The organism is Streptomyces sp. NPDC098781 (assembly GCF_044759995.1).
Classification (GTDB): Bacteria; Actinomycetota; Actinomycetes; order Streptomycetales; family Streptomycetaceae; genus Streptomyces.
The window spans coordinates 68,032-88,886 of record NZ_JBIWAK010000006.1; the positions used below are offsets into that span (position 1 = coordinate 68,032).

The following is a 20,855-nucleotide window of genomic DNA, read 5'->3' on the forward strand; positions in this document are numbered from 1 at the left end:
GGGCGTCTCGGATCAGAAGACGTCCGACGGGACGTACGTCCCCCACACCTCCCGCAGGGCGTTGCACACCTCGCCCACGGTCGCCCTGGCCCGTAGCGCGTCCTTCATCGGGTACAGGACGTTGTCCTCGCTCCCGGCCGCCTTCCGCAGCGCGGCCAGCGCCGCGTCGGCCGTCCGCTGGTCGCGTTCCGCGCGGAGCCTCGCCAGGCGCTCCCACTGCTGGGCCTCGATGGCGGGGTCCACACGGAGCGGCTGGTAGGGCTCCTCCTCGTCGAGCTGGAAGCGGTTGACGCCCACGACCACCCGCTCACCGGAGTCGGTCTCCTGGGCGACCCGGTAGGCGCTCCGCTCGATCTCGCCCTTCTGGAAGCCCTGCTCGATCGCGGCGACGGCGCCGCCCAGGTCCTCGACCCGCCGCATCAGCTCGACGGTCGCCGCCTCCACGTCGTCCGTGATCCTCTCGACGGCGTAGGAGCCGGCGAAGGGGTCGACCGTCGCCGTGACGTCCGTCTCGTGGGCCAGCACCTGCTGGGTGCGCAGGGCCAGCCGGGCCGCCTTGTCGGTGGGCAGCGCGATGGCCTCGTCGAAGGAGTTGGTGTGCAGGGACTGGGTGCCGCCGAGGACCGCCGCGAGGCCCTGGACCGCGACCCGGACCAGGTTCACCTCCGGCTGCTGGGCCGTCAGCTGCACACCGGCCGTCTGGGTGTGGAAGCGCAGCATCAGCGACTTGGGGTTCCGCGCGCCGAACTCGTCCCGCATGACCCGTGCCCACACCCGGCGTGCGGCGCGGAACTTGGCGACCTCCTCCAGGATCGTCGTACGCGCCACGAAGAAGAAGGACAGGCGCGGTGCGAAGTCGTCGACGTCCATGCCGGCGGCGACCGCGGTCCGCACGTACTCGATGCCGTCCGCGAGCGTGAAGGCGAGCTCCTGCACCGGGCTCGCCCCGGCCTCGGCCATGTGGTAGCCGGAGATCGAGATGGTGTTCCACTTCGGGATCTCGGCCCGGCAGTACCGGAAGATGTCGGCGGTCAGCCGCAGGGAGGGCTTCGGCGGGAAGATGTACGTGCCGCGCGCGATGTACTCCTTCAGCACGTCGTTCTGGATCGTGCCGGTGAGTCGGTCCGCCCGGATCCCCTGCTCCTCGGCCACGAGTTGGTAGAGGAGGAGCAGCACGGCGGCCGGTGCGTTGATCGTCATCGACGTCGACACCTCGTCCAGCGGGATCCCGCCGAACAGCACCCGCATGTCGTCGATCGAGTCGATGGCCACGCCCACCTTGCCGACCTCGCCGTGCGCGATCGGGGCGTCGGAGTCGTGGCCCATCTGCGTGGGCAGGTCGAAGGCGACCGACAGACCGGTCGTGCCGTGCGCGATCAGGTCGCGGTAACGGGCGTTCGATTCCCGCGCCGTGCCGAAGCCCGCGTACTGGCGCATCGTCCAGGGGCGGCCGGTGTACATCGTGGGGTACACGCCGCGGGTGTACGGGTACGAGCCCGGTTCGCCCAGCCTCTCGGCCGGATCCCAGCCGGACAGCGCGGCCGGGCCGTAGACCGGCTCGATCGGCAGTGCGGACTCCGACTCACGCGCCATGGTGTGCCTCCCGAGGACCGTTCCCCCTGTGTCCCACCATGCCGTGTAGTTCGCGACCGGTCACGTGCGGGGAACATCTCAGGTGACATCGGGGTGGCAGGGGTGAGACACCGGGGGTCGGGATGCGTACCAAAGGCATGGTGCTGGGGAGAGCGAACGCCGTACTCGCCGCGGGAGCCGCGCTCACCGTGCTGCTGTGCGGTTGCACGGTGCGGGGCTCCGACGGGGAGCGGCACTCACCGATCCGCATAGAGCTCCCGGACGGCACGCCGTCCCCGAAGTCGGCGCCGCCCGACGACAAGTCCGGCACGACCCCGGCGCCGGCCGCGCCCGCGCCCGCGGTGCTGTGGCAGCGGGGCGACACCGGCCGTGACATACGCGAGCTACAGGCCCGGCTCCGGCAGATCGCCTGGCTCTTCGACGGGCCGACCGGGACCTACGACGATCTCACCGAGCGGGCGGTCGAGGGCTTCCAGGGCAAGCGCGGACTGCCCAGGACCGGGCGGACCGACGAGGTCACCTGGGAGCGGCTGCTGCGGATGACCCGCGAACCCGGCAAGTGGGACCTGTATCTGATGGGCGGGCAGCCCGCCGACGCGCCGGACGCGCGGTGCCTGACCGGCCGGGTGCTGTGCATCAGCAAGTCGAGCCGGACGCTGCGCTGGATGGTGGACGGGCGGACCGTCGCGGCGGTGCCGGTGCGGTTCGGGTCGCAGTACACACCCACCCGGGAGGGTGTGTTCACCGTCTACTGGAAGTCACGGCACCATGTGTCGACGCTCTACGACTCCCCCATGCCGTACGCGATGTTCTTCAGCGGCGGCCAGGCGGTGCACTTCTCGTCCGACTTCGCGGCGCGGGGTTACGCGGGTGCCTCGCACGGCTGCGTCAACGTGGCGGACGAGCCGGCGATCAAGGAGATGTTCGCGCGGGTGCGGACCGGCGACAAGGTCGTCGTCCACTGGTGAGGCGCACAGGGCGGGTGTGGGGCGCGGGCGGGACCGGGGGAACGTGTCCCGCCCGCGCCGATGCACGAGCCGCAGGTACGGGGGGAACCCCGGCTCTGTGCGACGGCCGATGACCAGTCGGCTCACTCTCATCAGCGCCGACGCGGCCGAAAACGTCACTCTGCGTCCGAAGAATTTTCCGACGATCGAAGAAATAGCAGGTCAGAGGCCCATTGCGGGGGAAGAGGCCGGCGGGGTCCGGTCCGGCAGGAAGCCGGTCACGAGCGACGGGAGCTGGGCGGCGCTGTGGGTGCGGCGGCCGTCGTGGCTCCGGGAGCGGTCCCCGTCGCCGTCACCGTCATGGTCCCGGCCCTTGCCGTGACCCTTCCGGTGGCCCTTGTCCTTCCCTCGGTCCTTGCCCTCGCCCTTCCCCTTGCCTCGGTCCTTCTCCTCGTCCTGGCCGTCGCCCTTGTCGCCGTCGTCGTCGCCGCGCTCGGCGCGGTCGCCGGCGGTGGCCAGGACGTTCTTGCAGAACTTGCGCACCCGTGCCGCACTGCCCGCCGCGCCTTCCAGGGAGCGCCGGCGGTCCAGGGACAGCGGCTTGCCGTCGCGCAGGGCGCGGCAGTAGGAGGTGACGGCCTTCCACCGGCCGCCGGATCCGCCCGGGTCCCCGCCGGCGGACTCGTGCTCCGCGGCCGGGCCGCCGCCGGGCGTCACGCCCTCGGGGGCGCCGGTGTCGGTGGGGGCCGGCGAGTCGTCGTCGGGGGTGGGCTCGGCCTGCGCGCCGGTCCCCGGTGAGGGCGAGATGAGCGGCCGTTCGGAAGGCACCGGCACCGAGGCGGTGACGGCCGGACGAGCCGGTTCGTTCGAGTCGAACGGTGTCGGCAGGACTCCGGTTCCGGTCGCGACCGCGACCCCGCCGACCATGCCGACGGCCAGCGCGGCGGCGAGACCGAGCCGTACCGGACGGGCCCAGCGGGGGCGACGGACGTCGCGTCCGGGGGCGCCGATCCGGACGAGCCCGACGTCGGGGGCATCGCAGACATCGGAGGCGTGCGGCCCGGGACCGTCACCGACGGCGGCGGAAACCTCCTCACGCTGCGCGCGAGCCGCCCGGAACGCGGCCAACGCCGCGTCCTCTCCCGGGAGTTCCTCGCTGGTCAGCGGGGGTTCGACGGTCAGTGACTCAAGCGTCTTGGCGAGCCGTTCAGCCTGGTCGCGATGGGTGGCGTCGACAGCCTCAAGTGGCTCTCCGCTCAGCAAGCGCTCCGCCGTTTCGCGGTCCAGCCATCTGTACAGCTCGTCGGCCATCACACATCCTTCTGCGTCCGCGAACGCGTATGCGTCACACTCGCGGACGTCACCGCACGACCGCGCGGTTCGGGCTGGGGAGGCAGGGCGTCAAGCACCCCGGAGGATTCCGGATCGTCGCCGAGCAGCTCGGCGAGCCGCTTCAGACCCCGGTGCGCGGCGGTCCGTACGGCGCCCGGGCGCTTGCCCAGCGTCTCCGCGGCCGTCTTGGCGTCGAGCCCCACGACCACGCGCAGGACGACCGCCTCGGCCTGGTCCTGCGGGAGCCGGGCGATGAGGGAGAGGGTGCCGTCGGTGGCCAGCGCCTCCATGGCCTCACCGGCGGTGTCGGACTCGGCGGCCTTCCCGGTCAGCTCGGTCTCGTCGCCGCCGATCGCGGGACGGCGGCCGCGCATGCGTATGTGGTCCAGCGCGCGGTTGCGGGCTATCCGGGCCGCCCAGCCGCGGAACCGGTCCGCGTCCCCGCTGAACCGCTCCAGGTCACGCGCTATCTGAAGCCATGCCTCGGAGGCGACGTCCTCGGCGTCCGGGTCGCCGACCAGCGTCCGCACGTATCCGAGCAACCGCGGGTGCACGGAGCGGTACACAGTCCGGAACGCGGTCTCGTCCCCGTCCTGCGCCGCAAGCACCGCGGCGGTCAACTCCGCGTCGTCCCCCAGCACTGGATACCTCAATTGGTGGTTGCGGTTCCAAGACCGCAGGTCGTTGCGGTGGTCTTACACCCTCCGCGTCCGGCGCGAAAGGCACGTTACGGCCTGAAACCGCTGCTCGTCCATGTCCGTACAACGTGCAACTACCCCGGAATCCGCGAAGTGTCCGCCCAGGTGTGACAGAAAACGCAGTCATGACGCTGTAGAAGATACGGGCCGCCGCGCGGCCCGTGCCGCGCGACGGCCGGGGCCTCTCCTGTGGGGGGTGGCGGCCCCGGCCGTCTCCGCGGTCCGGCGACGTGGCCCTCGTCCGCGCCCTCGCCCGTCCAGGCCCAGAAAAGCGCCCCCGTCGCCGATGTTCGCGACGGGGGCGATGAGAGAGCCACGGCAGCTCGGGGCCGGCCGACGGGGGAATGCAACCGACCCCGGCTGCCGTGGCTCGTTCGGGGGTGCCGTCAGGTGCGGCTCTTGGCGCGGTAGAGGTACATGGTCAGCGGGGCGAAGATCACCGTGATGACCGCACAGGCCAGCAGGACCCAGCCGATGTCGGAGCTGCTCGCGTCACCGTGGACCAGGCCGCGTACGGCGGTGGCCGCGTTGCTGACCGGGTTGACCTTGACGATCGCTTCCATCCAGCCGGGCATCGTGTCGGGCTCCACGAAGATGTTGCTGGTGAAGACCAGCGGGAACATGACCAGCATGCTGGAGCCGGACACCGTCTCGGGTGCCTTGGCGACCACGCCCAGGGCGGCGAAGATCCAGCTGACGCTCACCGCGAAGACCAGCAGGAGCAGCATCGCGGCCAGTACGCCGCCCACTCCGCCGTCGGGACGGAAACCCAGCGCCAGGCCGACACCCATCGTGGTGGTCAGCGCCAGCACATAGCGGACGATGTCGCCGAGGAGGCTGCCCACGATGGTGGCCGGCTGCCAGAACGGCATGGTCCGGAAGCGGTCGTAGATGCCCCGGGTGATGTCCATGTTGAGGGCGGTACCGGTGTAGACCGTCGGCATCACGACGGTCTGCACGAGGACGCCCGGCAGGAAGTACTGGAGGTATTCCTTGGTCGATCCGGCGAACGCGCCGCCGAACAGATAGGTGAAGGTCAGCAGGAAGACGATGGGCATCAGCGTGACGTCGAAGATCACGGCGACGCCGTAGTGCTTCATCTTCCGCATCGTCCGCCACGCCGAGACCCGTACGGCGGTCAGCGGGTTGGGGCGGGAGATGGTGATCTGGCTGGTGAGGGCCTTGCGCAGGGCGTCGGCGGGCACGCCCGCGGTGGCCTTCTCGGAAGTGAGGGTCATGCCGCGTCCTCCTGGTCGGTGCTGCTGTCTTCCGCGGGGCGGCCGGTCAGGGCGAGGAAGACCTCGTCGAGGCTGGGCCGGCCGAAGGCGAAGTCCGAGACGGCGATCTCGGAACGGGCGAGTTCGCCCAGGGCACGGGCCACCCGCTCGTTGTCGTCGGTCCGGACCGAGAGCGCGAACGGGTCGGACTCCTGGAAGACCGGCGCGGCGAGGGCCCGGGTGAGCAACTGGGAGGCCTCGGGGCGGCTTTCGGCTTTGACGAGCCGTACGTGCAGGGCTCCGGTGCCGACCGACGACTTGAGCTCGCCGGTGGTGCCCTCGGCGATGACCCGGCCGTGGTCGATGACGGCGATCCGGTCGGCCAGTTGGTCGGCCTCGTCCAGATACTGCGTGGTGAGCAGGATCGTGGTGCCCAGGGCCACCATGGCCCGCACGCTGTCCCACACCTGGTTGCGGCTGCGCGGGTCGAGTCCGGTGGTCGGCTCGTCCAGGAAGAGCAGGTCGGGGGTGACGACGAGGCTGGCGGCGATGTCGAGCCGGCGACGCATACCCCCGGAGAAGGTCTTGGACTGCCGTCCGGCGGCCTCCGTGAGGTCGAAGGCCGCGAGCAACTCCTCGGCCCGCTGCGCCGCCTGGACGCGGGAGAAGCCCAGCAGCCTGGCGAGCAGGGTCAGGTTCTCGGTGGCGGTGAGGTCCTCGTCGATCGAGGCGTACTGGCCGGTGAGACTCACCCGGCTGCGCACCGCATCGGCCTCCTTGACCACGTCGTGCCCGAGCACCCGGGCGGTTCCGCCGTCGGGGGTCAGCAGGGTGGACAGCATCCGGATCGTCGTCGTCTTGCCCGCACCGTTGGGCCCCAGCACGCCATACACGACGCCCTGGGGGATGGCCAGGTCGACGCCGTCGACGGCACGCGTCTCACCGAAGACTTTGACGAGGCCCGATGTCTCGATGGCAAGGGTGGATTGCGAACTCAATCTGTGACTCCTTGGTCCTGATGCGCCACGAGGGGCTGTGCGCCATGACTGGCGCACCGGGAGAGCCCCCGAGGACGGGGAGGGAGGAAAGGGCGGCGCTCCGGGTCAGTAATCAAATTTGACCACTGCTACAAGCTAGGGCACGGAAGGCCCACTATGCAAGTTTGATTAGTGAGGCGTGCGAAGACCCGTCAGTTCATCCGACGGCTCGGCGAAGGACCGCCAGGCGCCCGCCATCCCGAAGGCGCGCTCATGCTCGCCGGCCATCTCGTACTCCCCGGCCGTCACCCGTTCCAGCAGGTCACGGGTCCATTCCACGCTGAGGTCGGCATACCGCGTGCGCATCGTCCACAGCTCGCCCAGATGCGGTGGCAGCCCCCCGGCGCCGGCTCCCCCGGGCTCCTTGCGCAGTGCCGCGCGCTGTGACTCCAGGACAGCCAGCCGCGTGGAGAGCGCGGAGACGGCACGGTCACGGCTGAGCGCGGGCATCAGTGCGAGGCCCGCGCTGAGCATGTCGGCACGGTGCTCCGGCCGCTCCAGGGCGTCGACGAGCAGCCGGAAGAACTCCTTGTCCCCCTCGGGGGTCATGCTGTAGTCCACCCGCCCCGGCCAGTCCGCGATCTCACTGGCCGCCAGCAGGCCGGCCTTCGCCAGCTGCCGCAGGGCGTGATAGATCGAACCGGGCTTGACGTTGGCCCAGTCGTCGATCCCCCAGGACAGCAGCTCGGCGCGGACCCGGTAGCCGTGCGTACTGCCGAAGCCGCGTACCACCCCGAGGACCAGTAGCCTCGTCGCCGACATCGTCACCCCGTTCCGTCCGGTGCGGCGGTCCGCCTGCCTGCCGCCCGCCTGCGCGTCAGCATAGTGAGCGACCTGAGGGTCGGCGGAGGGCGCCGGACGCGGGCCGGTCCGGAACCGACACCTCGACCGGGGGCGCGGAGCACACCCGCGCCCCCGGGCTCCCGCCGGCGGACCGCGCCGGCGGCCGTACGTCCGGGCAGGTCAGGCGCTCGCTTCCAGCTCCACCTTCGGAACGTCCGGCAGCTTGCCCAACTGGACCAGCAGGGGGCGCATGTTGATGACGTCCCAGTGCTCCACGACCTTGGCGTCGGCGAACCGCAGCTCCTCCACCAGGTGCCAGCTGACGCGCTGTCCGGTCGGCTGCACGCCCATGAACTCGTTCTGGTGGGTGGCGGTCACGGTGATGCGCAGGGTGACCCGGTCCTCCTCGGCCATGATGCTCTTCACCTCGAGTTGGAGATCCGGGAACGCCTTCAGCCCGGCCTCCATGAGCTTGATCATGTCGGCGGAACTCACCTCGTTGTCCTCGGAGTAGTGCACGATGTCCGGCGACCAGTGCTTGGTGATCCCGCTCAGGTCCCACCGGTTCCAGGCGGCGACCATCTCCAGACACAGCGCCTTGCGCTCGGCCATTGACATGGTGATTCCTCACAGTCTCGCGGACGATGTCACGCCAGACTGCCCCTGACCCGCATGAGAACGGGTCCAGGATCGCTCCATTCCGCCTGGAGCGGCGCGGGCGGGTCCGGTCCATCGGGGCTCACGGGGCCCTCTAGCCCGGCACGACAGCCTTGGCGTCCTGGAACCGCCTCTCCGGCGGACTGTCGGGGAGCACCGCTTCGTTTGCCGAGGAGGGGCCTTGAACATCCTGTTGACCGGTGCCACGGGCAAGGTCGGCCGCTATGTCACGGAAGGCCTGACGGCCTCGGGGCATCACGTGCGGGCGCTCACCCGGACCCCCGGGACCGCCGCGCTGCCGGCCGACGTCGAGGTCGTCCAGGGCGACCTGGAGCAGCCGCAGACCCTGCCCGCCGCCCTGGAGGGCATCGACCGGATGTATCTCTTCCCGGTCCCCGAGACCGCGCACGAGGTCGCGGCGATGGCCCGGAAGGCCGGGGTCGGGCACATCGTCGTGCTGTCGTCCAGCTCGGTGCTGGAGGACGAGAGCAACCCCAGCCACCAGCACCACCGGGCGGTCGAGCGGGCCGTCGAGGACAGCGGGGCGGACTGGACCTTCGTACGCCCCGACGAGTTCGCCGGCAACGTGCTGTGGAAGTGGGGGGAATCCATCCGTACGCAGAGCGTGGTGCGCGCCCCGTACGGCAAGGCCGCCCGTGCCATCGTGCACGAGGCCGACATCGCGGCGGTGGTGGTGGCCGCACTGCTGGAGGACGGTCACGCGGGGGCGCAGTACCTGGTGACAGGGCCCCAGGCGCTGACGCAGATCGAGCAGGTCAGCGCGCTGGCGGAGGCGATCGGCCGGGAGATCCGCTTCGAGGAGCTGAGCCGTGAGGCCGGGCGCGAGGCGATGAGCGCCTATATGCCGCCCGAGGTCGTCGAGATGCTGCTCGACTACCTCGCGGAATCGGCCGTCACCCCCGGCCCGGTGTCCGACGCGGTGCGGAAGGTCACGGGCCGGGAGGCCCGCACCTTCGCGAGCTGGGCCGCGGACCACGCCGACAGTTTCAGCAGTGCCGGCTGAGGGAGGGGAATCCGCCATGTACGGACCGGGGATGGCCGAGATCTACGAGCTGCTCCACGAGGCGCGCGGCAAGGACTACCGGGCGGAGGCAGCCACCGTCGCGGGGCTCGTCCGGGCCCGTAATCCGGAGGCGGCCACGTTGCTGGACGTCGCCTGCGGCACCGGCGCGCATCTGCGTCACTTCGCCGATTTCTTCGACAAGGTCGAGGGCCTGGAGCTGTCCGACGCCATGCTGACGATGGCCCGCGCCGCGGTGCCCGCCGCCGTCCTGCACGGCGGGGACATGCGCGAGCTGTCCCTGGGGCGCTCCTACGACGCGATCACCTGCATGTTCGGCTCGATCGCCTATCTGAAGGACAGCGCCGAACTCACCTCCACGCTGCGTTCGTTCGCGGAGCACCTGGCGCCGGGCGGTGTCGTGGCGGTCGACCCCTGGTGGTTCCTGGAGACGTCCCTCGAACGCCATGTCAGCGGGGACACGGTGACCGTGGGGCGGCGGACGATGACCCGCGTCTCGTACACGAAGCGTGAGGGGCACACCTCGCACATGGTCGTGCACTACGTGGTGGCCGAACCCGACAGCGGCGTACGGCACTTCGCGGAGCGGCACGCCCTGACCCTGTTCACGCGGGCCGAGTACGAGGCGGCCTTCACCCGCGCCGGCCTGCGTGTCACCTTCGTCGAGGGGATCCAGTCGGGCCGTGGCCTGTTCCTCGCGGACCGGGCCGAGGGCGGGCGGTACTGAGCGAACTCGCGCACGCGTAAGGGGAGGTGGCCGCGGCGGCGGCCACCTCCCCTTGCGCCGTCGTCAGTCGGGCAGCCGTACGGACAGCGCGTGCCGGAAGACGTTGGTGGGGTCCCAGCGGGCCTTGACCTTCTGAAGGCGCGGGTAGTTCCCCTTGTAGTAGAGGGTGTGCCAGGGCACTCCCGAGGTGTTCCACTCGGGGTCGGTCAGGTCGATGTCGGGGTAGTTGATGAAGGTGCCCTCGGTGCGGTCGTCGGGCACCGGGACGCCTCCGGTGGTGGCGAACAGGTCGCGGTAGATCTCCCGGGTCCAGGCGACGTTGGCGTCGTCCTGCGTGGGGTCCATCCAGGTCGCGGACAGCCACACCTTGATGATGGAGTCGCGCTGGGCGGTGGCCGTGGCCGTCTCCCGTACGGAGTTGACCTTCGCGCCGTAGGAGTAGAGCGAGACCTCGCCCCACACCTGGGAGTCGGCGCTGAGGTGACGGTAGAGGGTGGCGGCCTGGGCGGCGGTCCACGGCTTGCGCAGATACGCGCCCTTGGACTTGGTCCGGTCGAAGCCACCGGTGTCGAACTTGTTGGCCAGCGTGGCGCGCAGCCACGGCTCGGTGCTCTTCTGGACGGCGGGCTCCACCCCCGTGCCCTCGTTGATGGCGGCCACGAAGTCGCTCAACAGCCCCTCGGCGCCGTCGAGTCCGCCGTCGATCTGGGCGTCCAGCAGGATCTGTCCACTCGCCTTGCTGTTGAGGTAGAAGACGCTGTGCAGACTGGCGTACGGGGTGTCGGCGGCGCTGTTGCGCTGGTGCCAGGCCCCGTGGTTGTCGATGATCCGGGTGAACGCCTTCTCGGTGAGGGCGGACCACTCCCAGGTCACGATGTGCCGCACGGTGGATTCGGGGGCCTTGGGCAGCAGGGCGGACGGATCGTTGCCGGTGGCCCCGGGGGTGCGGAACCAGTACCGGGTGACGATGCCGAAGTTGCCTCCCCCTCCCCCGGTGTGGGCCCACCACAGGTCACGGTTGGGGTCGTTCGCGGCGCTGGTGGCGACGACCTTGCGGGCCCGGCCGGAGGCGTCCACGACGACGACCTCGACGGCGTACAGGTGGTCGGCCACGACTCCGTCGCGGCGGGAGAGCGGGCCGTAGCCACCGCCGAGGACATGGCCGCCGACTCCCACCTGGGGGCAGACGCCGGCCGGGATGGTCACGCCCCAGTTGAGGTACAGGGTGCGGTACACCTCCCCGAGGGTGGCGCCGGGCTCCACGGCGAACGCCCGCTTGGCGGAGTCGTAGAAGACCTGCCTCATCTCGGACATGTCGATGACGGCACGGACGGCGGGGTCGTCCACGAAGCCCTCGAAGCAGTGGCCGCCGCTGCGCACGGCGATCCGCCGGCCCGCCTCCTGGGCCCGGTTCACCGCGTCGACGACCTGGTCCGTGTTGTGCACGACGTAGATGGCGTCGGGCTTGCCGCGGAACCGTCCGTTGAAGCCTCTGCTGACCAGGTCCTGGTAGCGCCGGTCCGTCCGGTCCACCTGGACCAGTCCGGTCCGGGCGCCGCACGCGCCGCCCTCCGCCGCGTCCTGGACGGCCGCCTCGGCGGTCGCGACACCCGGAACGGCCGTGGTCACCACCGTGGCGCCGCCGACCGCTGCCGCGCTGCCGAGGAATCCGCGGCGCGTGAATTCGTTCAACACAAACACCTTCCCTTTCCCTGCGATGAAATTTCTCCGAGAATTCAGCCGGGCCGGACACCACGGGCCGTCGGCGGTTACGGCTTGACGGGCTCCAGGATCACCACGGGAATAACCCTGGTGGTTTTCTTCTGGTAACTCTTGTACTGGGGGAAAATCCCGGTCATGAGCTTCCAGAGTTCCGGCTTCTCCTCGTCGTCCGCCGTACGGGCGCGCACGTCGAGGTGCTCCTCACCGATCTGGACATGGGCCTCGGGCGAGGCGACCAGATTGAGATACCAGAGCGGATGCTCGGGCTTTCCGCCGTTCGAGCCGACCACGATGATGTTGTCGCCGACGCGGCCGTAGATCACCGCGGTGCGGCGCAGCTGTCCCGACTTCCGGCCACGGGTGGTGAGGAGCAGGGTGTCCAGCCCGTACCACTTCTGGCCTTCCTTGCCGCCGCTGCGGTCGTAGCGGCGTATGTGCGCCGCCACCCAGCCCGTCGGGCTGTCGATGGGCGCCTCGTCCTGCTCCTGCGGCTCCTGCCCCTCCGGCATTGACCCCTCCCCAGCTAATCAAATTTGTCTAGATGCACCCTAGTCACGCCGGACCCGGCGGCGCAATCAAATTTGAGTACCGGCGCGTCCGCAGGGGCGTCAGTAGGGACGTCAGTAGGGACGTCCCCCGCCGAAGGCGGTGGCCGGCACGGCGAGCGGGGTGCGGCCCGCGGCGAAGCGGGGCTCGAATTCGGTGTCCGCGTTCAGCACCGCCTGGTGCAGCCGCTGCACCTGGGGCCCCGGCTCCAGACCGAGTCCCGCGACCAGTGCGCCGCGCAGCCGGTGGAAGACCTGGAGCGCCTGGGCCCTGCGCCCGCTGAGATGCAGGGCCCACATGTACTGGCCGTGCAGGCCCTCGTGCAGCGGGTTCTCCACCGTGAGGGCCGCCAGTTCGGCCAGCACCTCGCGGTACATGCCGAGCCGCAGCTCCACGTCGACCAGGTACTCGAAGGCGGCGAGCCGGGACTCCTCCAGCTGCCGGCGCCTGCTCTCCAGCACCCGCCCGGCCGGTACGTCCACCAGCGCGGGGCCCCGCCACAGCAGCAGCGCCTCGTTGAGGTCCCGCACCCCGGCCGCGTCGTCGCCGCGCGCCAGGGCGTCACGGCCGGAGGTCACCAGCCGCCGGTAGCGGTGCAGGTCGAGCGCTCCCGCCTCGGCGGCCAGCAGATATCCGCCCGCCCGGGTCACCAGGATGTCGCGGGCCACCTCGTCCGTGGTCAGCCCGGTGACCGTGGAGAACATCTTGCGCAGGTTCAGGATGTACGTCTGAAGCGTGGTCAGGCCGCTGACGGGTGGATCGTCGTCCCACAGGTCCCGCACCAGTGACGGAACGGGCACCACCTGTCCGGTGTGGACGAGCAGCATCGCCAACACGTTGCGCAGTTTCGGGGCGCTGGGAGCGGTCGTCTCCCCGTTCACCCGCACGTACAACGGCCCCAGAACACCGAATTCCATCGTGCTTCCCCCTACTTCGCCGACAGCTGGAAACCCCCCGTCACGGACGGCGGTGCTCCTTCTCCGGCCACGGCTCACCGAGCTGGCGGTAGGTGCCCTGGTAGTCGGGCCAGTCGCGGTGGTGGTGGATCTTTCCGTCGACGAAGTGGAGGAGGTGGATCTGCTCGCCGGAGAAGAGCCGCCCGGTGGGCGCCATGCCGACCATCTCACCGACGTGCCGCCCGTAGAGCACCAGTCGGGCACGCACCCAGTCGCCGTTCTCCTCCATGCCCACCTCTTCCAGGCGGGCGTCCTCGGAGAAGGTCCTCTTCACCCAGGCGACATTGATCGCGAAAAGCTCCGGGCCACGCAGATCGGTGAATTCCAGAGTTCCCGGGTTCATGTACTCCGGATGAATGTACTCGGCCACATCGTCGGTTTTCCCGGTGTTGTACGCCTCCACCATACGGCGAACGCTCGCTATCTGGTCGCTCACGCTTTCTCCTCCTGAATCGGTGCGGTACCTGACGGCATCAATTCTTAGGAGGCGGCACCGTCGGAAACAAGGGCCGACAGGTCTCCCTGGAACTTCTTTGCGTTTTGTCCAGCCACAGTCCAGTGGCACTCCAAGCCCCCTCCATCCGTGCCCGAGACAGGGCGGGAAAGGTGGTGAATCCACCGAGAGAGCGGGAGATTCAGTGGACACGTCGACCTACAAATCCGAAGTGGCGGCCGCCTTCAACAGCGCCGCGGCGTCCTACGACCGGCTCGGCGTGGAGTTCTTCACTCCGATGGGCCGGCGCCTGGTGGAACGCGCGGCCCCCGCGGCGGGCGAGCGGGTTCTCGACGTCGGCTGCGGCCGGGGGGCCTGTGTCTTCCCGGCGGCCGAACGCGTGGGGCCGAACGGCAGGGTGGTGGGCATCGACGTCGCCGAGGCGATGATCGAGGAGGCCGCGAAGGAGGCGGCGCTGCGGGAGGCCATCACGGTGGATCTGCGGGTGATGGACGGGGAGCACCCCGACTTCGAACCGCGCTCCTTCGACGTGGTCCTGGGCAGCTACAGCGTCATCTTCCTGCCCGACGCGCCCGCGGCCCTCGCCCGTTACGCGCCGCTGCTCGCGCCCGGCGGACGGCTCGCCTTCACCAGCCCGGTCTTCAGCGACGACACGTTCCCCTTCCTGCCCCCGGTGTTCACCGAGCTCATCCCGCGCGAGCTGCTGCTCGACCTGCCGCCGCAGTGGCAGCCCGAGCGCCTCCAGCAGCGCTTCAACAGCTGGCTCGCGGACCCGGCCGACCTCACCCGCACCCTTCAGAAGGCCGGCTTCCAGGAGGTGTCGGTCGTCGACGAGCCCGTCCACCTGGTGGCCGAGTCGGGCCTGGCGTGGGTGGACTGGTCCCACACACAGGGCATGCGCCTGCTCTGGAACCACCTGGCGGACGACAAGCGCCGGCAGCTGCGGGAGCGGCTGATCACCTCGCTCGACGCGATGCGGGACGGGGACGGGCCGCTGACCATCGACACGCCTGTGCGCTACGTGACGGCGACCGTCCGCGCCTGACCGCGCGACCGGGGCGTTCGGCCGTACCGCCTCACCCTCACCCCGCACGCGACCGATGCCCCGCCCCCGTGAAGAGACCTGGGCGGGGCGTCGGTTGTGTGCGGTCAGACGGTCGTGACGCGGCGTTCCCCCGGGGGGCGCGGGCCGTGGTCGTACGCCGCTGCCTGGCCGGACGACCCGGCCGGGGTCCTGCTCCGACCCCACCTCGACCAGCCGATGGCCGCCCGCAGACAACCCCTCCGGCGCGGGCCAGAAGAGCACCGCCGCCACCGGCCGCCGCGCCCCCGTCAACAGACCTGGGCGGGGCATCGGTTGTATGCGGTCAGACGGTCGTGACAGAGGGTTCCCGGGGGTCGCGGGCCGCGGTCATACGCCGCTACCCGGCCGGACGGCCTGCCCCGGCTCCATTTCCACCAGCCAATGGCCGCCCGCCGCCAGCAGATGGTCGCCCGCCGCCAATAGCCCCTCCCGCACGGGCCGGAAGAGCACCCACACAACCGACGCCCCGCCCCGTCAACACAGCGGGTCGGGGCGTCGGTTGTGTGGGGTCAGACGGTTGTGACGGGGCGTTCCCGGGGGTCGTGGGTCATCGCGCGGGCGATCGGGTGGCCTGCCGCCTCGATGCGTGCCACCGCGGCGTCCAGTGCGGCCCGGTCCGCTTCCGGTGGGCCCGGACGGGCGGGGAGCAGGGACACCACGGCACTGGTCCCCCGCCGGACGGCCGGGTGACGGCGGGCCACCTGGGACAGGCCCTGGCCCGGCCCCACCTCCACCAGCAGATGGTCGCCGGCCGCCAACAGCCCCTCGAGCGCGGGCCAGAAGAGCACCGGGGCCACCGGCTGCCCCGCCCAGAAGGAGGGGTCGTCGATGTCGGACTCGGTCAACGGAGCGGTGGTGTAGGCGGAGTGGACCGGCAGGGACGGCGCCCTCTTGTCCACCGCGGCGAAGACCTCGGCCGCGCCCCGGCAGGCGGGTTCGAGCATCGGACTGTGGAAGGCACTGAGCGACGGCACCCGACGGCAGATGAACCCGGCCTCCCGCAGCGCACGGTCGGCCTTGTCCAGCGGGCCGTCGGGGCCGGCCAGCACGGTCTGGCGCGGGGCGTTGACCGCGCCGACCACGACGTCGCCGCTGAGATACGGCGTCACCTCCGCGCTGGACGCGGCGACCGCGAGCATGCCGCCCGGCGGGGCGTCGGCCAGCCGTCGTACCCGGTCGAGCACAAGGCCGGTCGCGTCCCGCGGGCCGAACACCCCGGCCAGCGTCGCCGAAGCCACCTCCCCGATGCTGTGCCCCAGCAGGGCGGCCGGGCGCACGCCCCAGCTCAGCACCATGCGGCCCAGCGCGTGGTCCACGGCGAAGAGCAGCGGCTGCGAGCGGGTGACGTGGTCCATGTCCGTGGCGGGCCGTTCGGCCAGCCAGTCCTCGCGCAGCGGACCGCCCTCGGGGCCCGCCGCGTCGAAGAACTCGTCCATCGCCGCCGTGAACACCGGCTCGTGCCCGTAGAGCCCCGCCGCCATCCGCGGGTGCTGGGAGCCCTGGCCCGGCAGCAGCAGGGCGACGGGCAGCGGCTGTGCGGCGGTCATGCGGCGTCTCCCAGGTGTGTCGCGTCCGCCCAGTCGGGCCGTTCCAGCATTTCGACGACCGCGCAGGAGTAGGTGAACCCCGCGCCCACGCTCATCCACACGACCAGGTCCCCGGCGCCCAGACTCCCCGATCGGACCAGGTGGTCGAACCCGGCGATCTGGTCACCGGCGCCCAGGTGGCCGATGGTCCGGCTCCACTCCCAGGTGGTGCGCTCCTCCGCGATCCCGAAGCGCGCGAGATGCCCCGCCCGCAGCCGCTTGCGGCCCAGGTGGGGAAGGACGAAGCGGTCGACGTCGGCGAGCGTGACCCCGGCCGAGGCGAGGGCCCGCTCGACGGCGGCGTCCTGCGCGGCGCCGCTCGCCGCGATCACCTGCGTCACCCGGTGGGTGGCCAGGAAGTCCTTCTTGCAGGCGTCCAGGTCGACGACCGGCCGGTGGCTGAACGGGGCGCTGCCGAACGGGTCGTCACCGCGGTGCATCCCCTCCAGCTCCGGTACGGAGACGGTGGCCAGCCCCCGGATCCGGGCGAAGCCCTCCCGCGAGGACAGCACGAGCGCGGTCCCCCCGTCCCCGTAGAAGGTGCCGGAGTCGCTGCGCCAGCGGTCGAAGCCGGGCGGGCGGAAGGCGTCACCCGTCGTCACCAGCACCCGCCGGTCCGCCTCACCGGCCGCCGGGCCGGCCCGCAGGTGGTCGACCGCGAGCCCGAGCGCGGCCATGCCGCCGTTGGAGACCTGACCGACCTCGATCGCGGGGCACTGGTTGCCGACGGTGGTGCGCTGGATGTACGAGGCGGGCGCCCACAGGTCGTGCCCCTGGTAGAAGAAGCTGGCGTGCAGGATCAGCGACACGTCGTCGAAGCCGGAGCGCGCCAGGGCGGTCCGGGCCGCGCGGGCCGCCATCTCCGGCGCCGGCTCGTCCTGCGCCACGGCCACCGACACCATGCCGGTGGTCGTGGCCAGGGCCTCGTCGCACCGGCCGGCCGCGACGGCGTCCGCGACCGGGGTGCGGGGCGGCAGCCAGCTCGCGCACCCCGCGATCCGGATGTCCGGCGCCGGGACCTCCACGACGGGAGCGCCCCTCGCGCCAAGGCCCGCCTCGGTCATCCGGCGGCCTCCACCGCGGGCGTGCGGTCGGCGAGCGCGGCGTTGACGACGTCGACGAACGCCGCCGGGGTCAGCGCCTCACCGAGCGTCTCCTCGGGCAGCTCGACCTCGAAGCCGCGCTCCACCCTGCTGATCGCCTCCATGAGCGCCAGCGAGTCGTAGCCGAGCAGGGAGAACTCCTGCTCCGCGGCGGCGCTCGACAGGTCGACGGCCTCCTCCTCGCCCGCGCACTCCCGCATGATCTGGAACAGGTCCTCAAGGGTGAAAGTGGACATGACGTCTCCAAGGGGCGGCCCGTGGGCCGCGATGGGGCCGGCCGGGTGCGGCACGGCAGAACGGATGGGTTGTGGTGGTCCGGACGGCTGGGCTCAGGCCGCCGACGGGCGGCGTACGACCATGGCGCTGTTGAAGCCGCCGCGTCCCCGGGCCAGGACGAGCGCGGCGTCCGCGTCGACGGGCCGGGGAGAGCCGGTCACGAGGTCGATGTCGTAGCCCGTCGCCGGCCGGTCGACATGGACCGTCGGCGGGACGACGCCGTCCCGCAGGGCGAACAGGGCCGTGACGAGATCGAGCGGTGCGGCGCCCGAGTAGAGGCGTCCCGTCATGGTCTTGGGGACCGTGACCGGCACGCCTTCGGGCCCGAAGACCGCGGTCAGGGCCTGTGCCTCGACGCGGTCGGGTTCCGGTTCACCGGCGCCGTCCGCCAGGACGAAGGCGATGTCCTCGGGACGCAGACCGGCGTCGGCCAGCGCGCCGCGGACGGCCCGCTCCAGGTTGGCGGGCCGGCCCGAGCCGGGACGCGGGTCGAAGGTGGCGGCGTATCCGCTGATCTCCCCGTAGCTGCGGGCCCCGCGCTCGCGGGCCCGCTCCGCGTCCTCCAGGGTCAGCATCGCCCCGCCCTCGCCCGGCACATGGCCGTCGGCGGCGGCGTCGAAGGGCAGGTAGGCGCGGGTCGGGTCCTCGTTCTCGCTGAGGATTCCGGCGGAGATCTGCGCGGCGAGTCCGTACGGACACAGCGAGGCGTCCATGCCGCCCGTCAGCATCAGCGGGGTCCCCTTGCGGATCCGGCGCCGGGCCTGCGCGACCGCGTCGAGGCCACCGGCCTGGTCGGTGACGAGGACTCCGGTGGGGCCGCGCAGATCGTGCCGGATGGAGACCTGGCCCGAGTTGACCGCGTAGAACCAGGCGAACGACATGTACGCGCTGACGTGCTTGGGGTCCTTGCCCCACAGGTGGCCCAGTTCGCGCTGGCCGAACTCGAACCCGCCGGAGGCGCTGGCGGTGACCACCCCGCGCTCGTGCGCGGGCAGGCTGTCGGCGGTGAGCCCGGCGTCGGCGAGCGCCCAGTCGGAGCCCGCCAGGGCGAACTGCGTGGTGCGGTCGGTCTGCGGGACGAGACGGCTGGGGATGTGGTCCCGCACCGAGAACCCGGTGACCTCGCCGGCCAGCCGGGAGGGATAGGAGGACGGGTCGAAGTGGGTGATCCGCCCGATGCCGCTCTCCCCGCGCAGGGTCGCCGACCAGAACTCCTGCGCCCCGATCCCGTTGGGCGCGAGCACGCCGACTCCGGTGACCACGGCCGTGGTGGTCATGGGCGCCTCCCTTCCGTGGCGGTGAGCACCATCGCGCTCTGGAAACCGCCGAAGCCGCTGCCCACCGTCAGTACGGTGTCGGTGGGCTGGTCGCGTGCGGTCAACGGCACGTAGTCGAGGTCGAGTTGGGGGTCCGGCTCGTACAGTCCGGCCGTGGGGGGCACCACGCCGTGCCGGATCACCAGGGCGGAGGCGGCGGCCTCGATGGAGCCGACGGCGCCGAGCGAGTGGCCGATGACCGCCTTGATGGAACTGACCGGAACCCGGCGGGCGTGCTCGCCCAGGGCGTGCTTGATCGCGGCCGTCTCGTGGATGTCGTTCTGCCGGGTGGCCGTGCCGTGCGCGTTGACGTAGCCGACGGAGGCGGGGTCGAGCCGGGCGTCGTCGAGTGCGCCGGTGATGGCCGCGGCCATCTCCAGTCCGTCGGGGCGCAGTCCGGTCATGTGGTGGGCGTTGGCGCGCGCGGCGAAGCCGGCGATCTCGGCATAGACCGGCGCCCCGCGCCGCAGGGCGGACTCCCGCTCCTCCAGGACGAGGACGGCGGCGCCCTCGCCCAGCACGAAGCCGCTGCGGGTCCGGTCGAAGGGCCGCGAGGCGTGGTCCGGGGTGTCGTTGCGCGGCGAGGTCGCCTTGATGGCGTCGAAGCACGCGACGGTGATCGGCGCGATCGGGGCGTCACTGCCCCCGGCGATCATGATGTCGGCGCTGCCCTCCCTGATGAGTTCGACGGCGTGCCCCAGGGAGTCCAGGCCGGAGGTGCAGCCCGCCGAGACGAGCGCGGTGGGACCCTCGGCGCCGGCCTCCCAGGCCACTTCCGCCGCCATCGAGCTCGGCACGAAGTAGTCGTACAGGTACGGGGTTCCCGCCGCGTGGTCGACGAGCCACTGCTGCCCGCCGCCGCTGCGCGCGACGTACTCCTCCTCCAGTTTCTGGGTGCACCCCACGGCGGAGCCGAGGCTGACGCCGGTCCGGTGCGCGTTGCTCTCGTCGATCTCGACGCCGCTGTCGGCCAGTGCCTCGCGGGTGGCGACCAGGGCGAACTGGGTGGCGCGGTCCAGCCGCGCGGTGTCGCGCTCCGACAGGCCCGAGCGGGCCCCGTCGAAGTCGCACTCGGCCGCCATCCGGGAGCGGAACGGGCTCGGGTCGAACGCCGTGATGGTCCTGGTCGCGGAGACACCGGAGACGATGCGTTCCCAGAACGCCTTCGTGCCGATGCCGCCCGGGGCGACCACGCCCAGCCCGGTGACGACCACCCGACGGGTCGTCATATCTCCTCCTCGGTAGGGGCCGTGCCGTCGAGCGCCGGGCCCCGGAGCGCCGAGTCGCCGTCACGGCGGAGCCGCGCCACATACAGTTCGGGCCGGCTCTCGCTCAGGGCGCGCAGCGCACTGGCGTGGGGCTTGAAGTCGGCGTGCGAGACGGCCGCGCGGAACGAGGCGACGTCCTGCCACTCGGCGACGTTGACGTACTGGCCGGGGCGCTCCGTGTGCCGGGAGAGCGTGTGCCGGACGAAGCCCGGCTGCCGTGCCATGAACTCGGACGTCCGCGCGAACTCCTTCTCGAACACCTCGGGTTCGACATGCAAGGTGAAGGTGTTCACGAAGGTCACGGTGCCGGCGTCGTTGGCATCTGGCTCGTGATCCGTCATCAATGGCCTCCTCGTTGCCCGGTGTTGCCCGGGTTCATTTTTTGACCCGTTCGTGTGACCCGGCGTCGCTTGACATCGTGCGGTCCTTCGCGTCGTTCCAAGCTGCGTGTCCCGTCTCGCAGGCGGGTGGAAGGCCACTGGAGCCCGGGCCGGGCCGCGGGTCGAGCGCA

At 71.4% G+C, this 20,855-nt stretch carries 21 protein-coding genes; 4 read left to right on the plus strand and 17 right to left on the minus strand.

Features of this window, described 5'->3' with window-relative positions; translation table 11 throughout:
- Window positions 1–12: 12 nt before the first annotated feature.
- Window positions 13–1,593 (minus strand): methylmalonyl-CoA mutase, encoded by a 1,581-nt coding sequence (locus tag ACIQWG_RS24720; RefSeq protein ID WP_404099599.1) that lies wholly within the window; start codon window positions 1,591–1,593, stop codon window positions 13–15.
- Window positions 1,594–1,715: 122 nt separating this feature from the next.
- On the opposite strand from ACIQWG_RS24720, the gene ACIQWG_RS24725 reads away from it, so the two are divergent.
- Complete coding sequence (locus ACIQWG_RS24725) at window positions 1,716–2,561, plus strand: L,D-transpeptidase family protein (RefSeq protein ID WP_404099602.1); 846 nt, start codon at window positions 1,716–1,718, stop codon at window positions 2,559–2,561.
- A gap of 201 nt (window positions 2,562–2,762) precedes the next feature.
- On the opposite strand, the gene ACIQWG_RS24730 is transcribed toward ACIQWG_RS24725, so the two are convergent.
- The 6 genes from ACIQWG_RS24730 to ACIQWG_RS24755 all read right to left on the minus strand — a co-directional run bounded on the left by ACIQWG_RS24730 (window position 2,763) and on the right by ACIQWG_RS24755 (window position 8,219).
- On the minus strand, window positions 2,763–3,851 hold the full coding sequence (locus tag ACIQWG_RS24730) for a hypothetical protein (RefSeq protein WP_404099604.1): 1,089 nt from the start codon (window positions 3,849–3,851) through the stop codon (window positions 2,763–2,765).
- Window positions 3,851–4,513: an RNA polymerase sigma factor gene (locus ACIQWG_RS24735; protein ID WP_404099607.1), complete on the minus strand. Its 663-nt coding sequence runs from the start codon at window positions 4,511–4,513 to the stop codon at window positions 3,851–3,853. The genes ACIQWG_RS24730 and ACIQWG_RS24735 overlap by 1 nt, the downstream gene beginning before the upstream one ends.
- A 443-nt stretch (window positions 4,514–4,956) precedes the next feature.
- Entirely contained in the window at window positions 4,957–5,808 is an 852-nt protein-coding gene (locus tag ACIQWG_RS24740) for an ABC transporter permease (RefSeq protein ID WP_404099610.1), read from the minus strand.
- Complete coding sequence (locus ACIQWG_RS24745; protein ID WP_404099612.1) at window positions 5,805–6,785, minus strand: ATP-binding cassette domain-containing protein; 981 nt, start codon at window positions 6,783–6,785, stop codon at window positions 5,805–5,807. Before ACIQWG_RS24745 ends, ACIQWG_RS24740 begins: the two co-directional genes overlap by 4 nt.
- Before the next feature lie 168 nt (window positions 6,786–6,953).
- A complete protein-coding gene (locus ACIQWG_RS24750) occupies window positions 6,954–7,586 on the minus strand; it encodes a PadR family transcriptional regulator (protein WP_404099614.1) in 633 nt (210 codons plus the stop codon).
- Window positions 7,587–7,787: 201 nt separating this feature from the next.
- Window positions 7,788–8,219: an ester cyclase gene (locus ACIQWG_RS24755; RefSeq protein WP_404099616.1), complete on the minus strand. Its 432-nt coding sequence runs from the start codon at window positions 8,217–8,219 to the stop codon at window positions 7,788–7,790.
- A gap of 226 nt (window positions 8,220–8,445) precedes the next feature.
- On the opposite strand from ACIQWG_RS24755, the gene ACIQWG_RS24760 reads away from it, so the two are divergent.
- Both ACIQWG_RS24760 and ACIQWG_RS24765 read left to right on the plus strand, forming a co-directional pair.
- Entirely contained in the window at window positions 8,446–9,288 is an 843-nt protein-coding gene (locus ACIQWG_RS24760) for an NAD(P)H-binding protein (RefSeq protein ID WP_404099618.1), read from the plus strand.
- A gap of 16 nt (window positions 9,289–9,304) precedes the next feature.
- The gene (locus tag ACIQWG_RS24765; RefSeq protein WP_404099620.1) at window positions 9,305–10,033 is read left to right on the plus strand and encodes a class I SAM-dependent DNA methyltransferase; all 729 of its coding nucleotides are present in this window, start codon (window positions 9,305–9,307) and stop codon (window positions 10,031–10,033) included.
- 63 nt (window positions 10,034–10,096) lie between these two features.
- Here the strand turns inward: ACIQWG_RS24765 and ACIQWG_RS24770 are convergent, their stop codons facing one another.
- The 4 genes from ACIQWG_RS24770 to ACIQWG_RS24785 form a co-directional block, all read right to left on the minus strand.
- A complete protein-coding gene (locus ACIQWG_RS24770) occupies window positions 10,097–11,725 on the minus strand; it encodes an FAD-binding oxidoreductase (RefSeq protein ID WP_404099622.1) in 1,629 nt (542 codons plus the stop codon).
- A 77-nt stretch (window positions 11,726–11,802) separates the two neighbouring features.
- Window positions 11,803–12,264: a nitroreductase family deazaflavin-dependent oxidoreductase gene (locus ACIQWG_RS24775; RefSeq protein WP_404099624.1), complete on the minus strand. Its 462-nt coding sequence runs from the start codon at window positions 12,262–12,264 to the stop codon at window positions 11,803–11,805.
- A 111-nt stretch (window positions 12,265–12,375) separates the two neighbouring features.
- Entirely contained in the window at window positions 12,376–13,218 is an 843-nt protein-coding gene (locus tag ACIQWG_RS24780; protein ID WP_404099626.1) for a BTAD domain-containing putative transcriptional regulator, read from the minus strand.
- 40 nt (window positions 13,219–13,258) lie between these two features.
- Window positions 13,259–13,693 carry a SnoaL/DnrD family polyketide biosynthesis methyl ester cyclase gene (locus ACIQWG_RS24785; protein WP_404099628.1) on the minus strand — a complete coding sequence of 145 codons (435 nt, stop codon included), beginning with the start codon at window positions 13,691–13,693 and terminating at the stop codon, window positions 13,259–13,261.
- A gap of 202 nt (window positions 13,694–13,895) precedes the next feature.
- On the opposite strand from ACIQWG_RS24785, the gene ACIQWG_RS24790 reads away from it, so the two are divergent.
- The gene (locus ACIQWG_RS24790; protein ID WP_404099630.1) at window positions 13,896–14,756 is read left to right on the plus strand and encodes a class I SAM-dependent methyltransferase; all 861 of its coding nucleotides are present in this window, start codon (window positions 13,896–13,898) and stop codon (window positions 14,754–14,756) included.
- Window positions 14,757–15,304: 548 nt separating this feature from the next.
- Here the strand turns inward: ACIQWG_RS24790 and ACIQWG_RS24795 are convergent.
- The 6 genes from ACIQWG_RS24795 to ACIQWG_RS24820 form a co-directional block, all read right to left on the minus strand.
- A complete protein-coding gene (locus ACIQWG_RS24795; protein ID WP_404099632.1) occupies window positions 15,305–16,342 on the minus strand; it encodes an acyltransferase domain-containing protein in 1,038 nt (345 codons plus the stop codon).
- Complete coding sequence (locus tag ACIQWG_RS24800) at window positions 16,339–17,445, minus strand: ketoacyl-ACP synthase III family protein (RefSeq protein WP_404099634.1); 1,107 nt, start codon at window positions 17,443–17,445, stop codon at window positions 16,339–16,341. The genes ACIQWG_RS24795 and ACIQWG_RS24800 overlap by 4 nt, the downstream gene beginning before the upstream one ends.
- A complete protein-coding gene (locus tag ACIQWG_RS24805) occupies window positions 17,442–17,720 on the minus strand; it encodes an acyl carrier protein (protein WP_404099635.1) in 279 nt (92 codons plus the stop codon). The genes ACIQWG_RS24800 and ACIQWG_RS24805 overlap by 4 nt, the downstream gene beginning before the upstream one ends.
- Before the next feature lie 93 nt (window positions 17,721–17,813).
- Window positions 17,814–19,037 carry a ketosynthase chain-length factor gene (locus ACIQWG_RS24810; protein ID WP_404099637.1) on the minus strand — a complete coding sequence of 408 codons (1,224 nt, stop codon included), beginning with the start codon at window positions 19,035–19,037 and terminating at the stop codon, window positions 17,814–17,816.
- Window positions 19,034–20,305, minus strand: coding sequence for a beta-ketoacyl-[acyl-carrier-protein] synthase family protein (locus tag ACIQWG_RS24815; RefSeq protein WP_404099638.1), 1,272 nt, complete (start codon window positions 20,303–20,305; stop codon window positions 19,034–19,036). Before ACIQWG_RS24815 ends, ACIQWG_RS24810 begins: the two co-directional genes overlap by 4 nt.
- Window positions 20,302–20,685, minus strand: coding sequence for an antibiotic biosynthesis monooxygenase family protein (locus tag ACIQWG_RS24820; protein ID WP_404099640.1), 384 nt, complete (start codon window positions 20,683–20,685; stop codon window positions 20,302–20,304). The genes ACIQWG_RS24815 and ACIQWG_RS24820 overlap by 4 nt, the downstream gene beginning before the upstream one ends.
- Window positions 20,686–20,855: the final 170 nt, after the last annotated feature.

Excerpts from the sequence above, each read along its gene's own strand:
- ACIQWG_RS24720 (WP_404099599.1), bottom strand. The coding sequence starts at position 1,593 with ATGGCGCGTGAGTCGGAGTCCGCACTGCCGATCGAGCCGGTCTACGGC.
- ACIQWG_RS24725 (WP_404099602.1), top strand. The coding sequence starts at position 1,716 with ATGCGTACCAAAGGCATGGTGCTGGGGAGAGCGAACGCCGTACTCGCC.
- ACIQWG_RS24730 (WP_404099604.1), bottom strand. The coding sequence starts at position 3,851 with ATGGCCGACGAGCTGTACAGATGGCTGGACCGCGAAACGGCGGAGCGC.
- ACIQWG_RS24740 (WP_404099610.1), bottom strand. The coding sequence starts at position 5,808 with ATGACCCTCACTTCCGAGAAGGCCACCGCGGGCGTGCCCGCCGACGCC.
- ACIQWG_RS24750 (WP_404099614.1), bottom strand. The coding sequence starts at position 7,586 with ATGTCGGCGACGAGGCTACTGGTCCTCGGGGTGGTACGCGGCTTCGGC.
- ACIQWG_RS24755 (WP_404099616.1), bottom strand. The coding sequence starts at position 8,219 with ATGGCCGAGCGCAAGGCGCTGTGTCTGGAGATGGTCGCCGCCTGGAAC.
- ACIQWG_RS24765 (WP_404099620.1), top strand. The coding sequence starts at position 9,305 with ATGTACGGACCGGGGATGGCCGAGATCTACGAGCTGCTCCACGAGGCG.
- ACIQWG_RS24775 (WP_404099624.1), bottom strand. The coding sequence starts at position 12,264 with ATGCCGGAGGGGCAGGAGCCGCAGGAGCAGGACGAGGCGCCCATCGAC.
- ACIQWG_RS24780 (WP_404099626.1), bottom strand. The coding sequence starts at position 13,218 with ATGGAATTCGGTGTTCTGGGGCCGTTGTACGTGCGGGTGAACGGGGAG.
- ACIQWG_RS24795 (WP_404099632.1), bottom strand. The coding sequence starts at position 16,342 with ATGACCGCCGCACAGCCGCTGCCCGTCGCCCTGCTGCTGCCGGGCCAG.
- ACIQWG_RS24800 (WP_404099634.1), bottom strand. The coding sequence starts at position 17,445 with ATGACCGAGGCGGGCCTTGGCGCGAGGGGCGCTCCCGTCGTGGAGGTC.
- ACIQWG_RS24805 (WP_404099635.1), bottom strand. The coding sequence starts at position 17,720 with ATGTCCACTTTCACCCTTGAGGACCTGTTCCAGATCATGCGGGAGTGC.
- ACIQWG_RS24810 (WP_404099637.1), bottom strand. The coding sequence starts at position 19,037 with ATGACCACCACGGCCGTGGTCACCGGAGTCGGCGTGCTCGCGCCCAAC.
- ACIQWG_RS24815 (WP_404099638.1), bottom strand. The coding sequence starts at position 20,305 with ATGACGACCCGTCGGGTGGTCGTCACCGGGCTGGGCGTGGTCGCCCCG.
- ACIQWG_RS24820 (WP_404099640.1), bottom strand. The coding sequence starts at position 20,685 with ATGACGGATCACGAGCCAGATGCCAACGACGCCGGCACCGTGACCTTC.